A 5034-nucleotide genomic window follows, 5' to 3' on the forward strand; every position below is an offset into this window, starting at 1 on the left:
GGCCACGCTGGTCGATTGGCCGGTCAGCCGGAAGCCTTCCAAGGCTTTTGCGGCGTCTGCGTTGCCGATGCCGTAGCCCTGGGTGTACACCCCGGCGAACACGCCGGTGGCGCTGCCGCGCAACCCGCCCGGTTCAATCCCGGCCCGTTCCAATGCTTCCCAGGTGAGCTCGAGGAACATCCGCTGCTGGGGGTCCATCGCCAGCGCCTCACTGGGCGCAATACCGAAGAAGGCCGCGTCGAAGTCCGCGACCCCGTCGACGAACCCCCCGGTGCGCGTGTAGCACGCGCCCGGAACGTCTGGGTCCGGGTTGTACAGCCCGGACAGGTTCCAGCCCCGATCGGTCGGGAATTCGGAGAGCACGTCGCGGCCCTGGACCAGCATGTCCCACAGAGCTTCGGGGGAATCCACTCCGCCCGGATAGCGGCAAGCCATACCGACGATCGCAATGGCGTCGTCGCCCGTGGCGCGAACCGCGGGTGTGTGCTTGATTTCTTGTGGGACGCCGGCGAGTTCGGCGCGGATGTAAGAGGCCAGGCCGTTGGGGGTCGGATAGTCGAAGATGAGGGTGGGCGAAAGCGCAAGGCCGGTAGCAGCTTTGAGCCGGTTTCGCATTTCGACCGCGGTCAGGGAGTCAAAGCCCAACTCCTGGAACGCCTTGTCGGGATCGATCGCCTCGGGGGTGACGGTGCCCAGCACCGTGGCGATATGCGAACGCACCAGATCGAGCAACACAGCATGCTGTTCAGCCTCAGGAAGTCCCTGCAGACGATGCGCCAGGGCAGATTTCGACTTCGCGGCGGCCAGCGAGTCGTCGACCTTGCGCCGAGTCGGCGCGTTGACCAGATCGGTGAACATCGGCGGTACCGCGACGGCGTGGGTCCGCAGAGCGGTCAGATCGATTCGGGCCGGGGCCAGGAAGGGCTCGTCGACAATCAGGGCCGTGTCGAAGAGTTCCATTGCCTCGTCGGAGGACAGCGCCAAGATCCCGTCGCGGCCCAGCCGGGCGAGGTCGGCGGTATCCAAGTTGCCAGTCATGGCGCTGGCCTGATCCCACAGCCCCCACGCCAGTGAAACCGCGGGCAGTCGATGTGCGCGCCGCTGAGCTGCCAGCGCGTCCAGGAACGAGTTGGCCGCCGCATAGTTGGCCTGTCCCGACGAGCCCACCAGCCCGGCCATCGACGAAAACATCACGAACGCCGACACATCCAGGTCCCGGGTCAGCTCGTGCAGGTTCCACGCCGCGTCCACCTTGGCCCGCAATACCGCGTCGATCCGCTGCGGGGTCAGCGACGTCACCATGGCGTCGTCGAGCACCCCTGCGGCATGAATCACCGCAGACAGCGGATGCTGCACGGGGATATCGGCGATCACCTTGGCCAGTGCCTCCCGATCGGCCGCATCGCAGGCCACCACCTGCACCTGCGCGCCCTCGGCGGTCAGCTCAGCCACCAGCTCCTGCGCGCCCGGCGCATCCGGGCCACGTCGACTCACCAGCAGCAGCTGCCGCACCCCATGCCGGCCCACCACGTGCCGGGCCAACACCGAACCCGCCATACCGGTTCCGCCGGTGATCAACACGGTCCCGGTCGCCCATGCGTCGGGAAATGTCATGACGACCTTGCCGGTATGGCGCGCCTGGCTCAGATAACGCAACGCCGCCTCGGCCCGCCGGATATCGAACGTCGTCACCGGCAATGGCCGCAGCACACCGGCGTCGAACAATTCCGCGAGATCGACCATCCACTGGTGCATCCGCGGGCGGCCGGGCTCAAAGAGGTCGAAGGCGCGGTAACGGACTCCCGGGTATTCCTGGGCGATCGCTCCGGGGTCGCGGATGTCGGTCTTGCCCATCTCCAGGAAAATACCGCCGGGTGCGACCAGTCGCAGTGACGCGTCGACGAATTCGCCGGCCAGCGAGTCCAACACCACATCCATTCCGGCCGCGCCAGTCCTGCCCGTGACGGAGCGGAACTTCTCCTCGAACTCCAGGCTGCGCGAGTCCGAGATGTGGTCGTCATCAAAACCCATGGCCCGCAACGTGTCCCACTTACCGCGGCTGGCAGTCGCGAACACCTCCAAACCCAAATGCCGGCCCAGCTGCACGGCCGCCATCCCGACCCCTCCGGCAGCGGCATGCACCAATACCCGCTGGCCCGGCTTGACGTCGGCCAGGTGCACGAACGCCATGTATGCGGTCGTGAAAACGGCTGATATGGCGGCGGCTTCGGCGTAGGACCAGTCGGCCGGCATCGGCTGCAGGATGCGGACGTCACCGGCGACCAGCGTGCCGTGGCCGTCGGGGAAGAATCCGTACACCGAATCGCCGACCGCGAATTCGGTGACCCCGGGCCCGACTTCGACGACCACGCCGGCGCCTTCGCCGCCGAGCAGGCCGTCGTGGGTGAACATGCCGAGAGTGATCATGATGTCGCGGAAGTTCGCGGCGATGGCGCGCAGCGCGACCCGAACCTGGCCGGGCTGCAACGGCGCATCGGCGTTGGGAACCGGCTGCAACTGCAGGTTCTCGAAAGTGCCCGCGCTGCTGATGCCCAGCCGCCAGGGCCCGTCGGCCGGTGGGACCAGGATCCCGTCGACTGCGCGGCTGCCGCGCACCCGCGCGGTGTACAGCTGCCCGCCGCGCAGTACCGCCTGCGGTTCGCCGGCCCCCAGAGCCGCGGCTATGGCGTCATCATCAAGGGGCGCATCGGAATCCACCAACACGATTCGGCCGGGATGCTCGGTCTGCGCCGACCGCACCAAGCCCCATACCGCGGCGCCGGCCAGATCGGTGACGCCTTCTTTCGGGTCACCCGTCACCGCCACGGCGCCCCGAGTCGCCACCAGCAGCACGCCGGAGTCCTTCTCGGTCAGCCATGCCTGGATGACGGTCAGTGCCCGGTGCGTGCGGTCATACGTGCCCGTTACCGGATCGTCTTCAGCGGCAACGGATTCGAACACTTCGTACGGCGGTACGGCCACCGGTCCCGAAGCCGCGGACGCCGGTGACCACACCAGCTCGAACAGCCGGTCGGGACCGGAGCCCGACAGCGCGGCCCGCAACTGCTGTTCGCTCACCGGCCGGGCCGCCATCGCAGCCACCGACAGCACCGGCAACCCCAACCCGTCGGCAAGCTCGATGGAGACACGGGAAGAGTCGGTAGGAGACGACGGCGCAATGCGTGCCCGCACCGCCGACGCACCTGCGGCATGCAACGACACGCCCTGCCAGGAGAACGGCAGCACCAATTCGGCCTCCTGGTTGGCAATTACCCCCACATGCAGAGCCGCATCCAGCAGGGCGGGGTGCACACCGAACCCGCCCGCACCGCCGGCCGCGTCGGGCAGCGTTACCTCGGCGAACATCTCGTCGCCGCGGGCCCACATCGCGGTGAGGCCCCGGAAGGCCGGGCCGTACCCGTAGCCGCGGGCAGCCAACCGTTCGTAGCCGTCGGTCACATCGACCGCAACGGCGCCGGCGGGCGGCCACACCGACAGGTCCACCGTCGGCTCGACCGACCCGGAGCTCAGTGTTCCCTCGGCGTGGCAGACCCACGCCGCATCGGCTTCGGCGCGGGAGTAGATCGAAACGCTGCGCTGGTCTGACTCGTCGGGGGCACCCACTACCACCTGAAGCGCAACCGATCCCGATACCGGCAGCACCAACGGAGTCCGCAGGGTCAGCTCGTCGACCACCGGGCAGCCGACTTCATCGCCGGCACGGATCGCCAACTCGACAAACCCCGTGCCGGGAAACACCACCGCCCCCGACACAGTGTGATCGCCCAGCCACCCCTGCGCACTCGGTGACAACCGGCCCGTCAATACGACGCCGGCCGAAGCGGGCAGCTCCACCACAGCGCCCAGCAGCGGGTGCTCGCCCGCGGCCAACCCCAAGCCGGATGCGTCGATCGCCGCGCCTTCGCCGGAGAGCCAAAACCGTCGCTTCTCAAAGGCATACGTCGGCAGCTCGACGAAGCCGCCTCCGTCGAGCACGCCGCGCCAATCCACGCTCACACCGGCCACGAAGGCCGCGGCCGCAGACGTCAGGAACCGCTGCAGCCCGCCGTCGTCGCGGCCCAGGGTGGGCACGACGATGGCCTCAGAACCAGTGCAGTCGTTGGCGGTGTCCTCGATTCCGGCGATCAGCGCCGGATGGGGGCTTGTTTCGATGAAGGTGCGATAGCCGTGCTCGCAGGCGCTGCGCACTGCCTGGTCGAATTGCACCGTCTGGCGGATGTTGCGGTACCAGTAGTCGACGCCCAAATCGGCCGTGTCCAAGCGACTTCCGGTCACGGTCGAGAAGAACGCGGTACGCGAGGAACGCGGCTCGATGCCGGCAAGAACATCGGTGAGCTCATCGCGAATGGGCTCGACCTCAACCGAATGCGAGGCATAGTCCACGTCGATCCGGCGGGTCCGCAGCTCCTGGTCGGCGCAAACCTGGACCAGCTCCTCCAGCGCGGCCGTTTCACCGGACACCACAACCGCCGCCCGGCCATTGACGGCGGCAATGCCAATCCGATCAGCGAAGGGCGTTAACAACTCCCGCACCCGCTCCTCGCCGCAGGCGATGGACACCATGCCACCGGGCCTGGCTCCGTTCGTCGATGCCCGCAGCAACTTACTGCGCAGCGTCACGACCCGGGCCGCATCGCGCAGGGACAGCGCACCGGCGACGTAGGCGGCGGCGATTTCGCCTTGGGAATGCCCGATGACGGCGTCCGGACGTACCCCGACAGACTTCCACAGTTCGGCCAGCGAGACCATGACAGCAAACAGCGCCGGCTGTACGACGTCCACTCGGTCCAAGCCCGGTGCACCGGGCGTACCGCGCAAGACATCGATCAGCGACCAGTCCACGAATTCTGTGAAGGCGTCCGCACAGGCCTGCAGCTGTTGCGCGAACACCGGTGTGGTGTCGAGCAATTCGATGCCCATGCCCAGCCATTGCGAACCCTGGCCGGGGAAGACGAACACTGTTTTGCCCGCGGATGTCGCGGTGCCCCGAATGACGGACAGGACTTCGCCGCT

At 67.7% G+C, this 5034-nt stretch carries 1 protein-coding gene; it reads right to left on the reverse strand.

The features are described 5' to 3' along the window. The coding region (locus AC5Y21_RS25900) for an SDR family NAD(P)-dependent oxidoreductase (protein WP_499916989.1) at window positions 1-5034 on the reverse strand (5034 nt) is incomplete at both ends.

The sequence above is a fragment of the Mycobacterium sp. NGS41 genome (genome assembly GCF_059812725.1).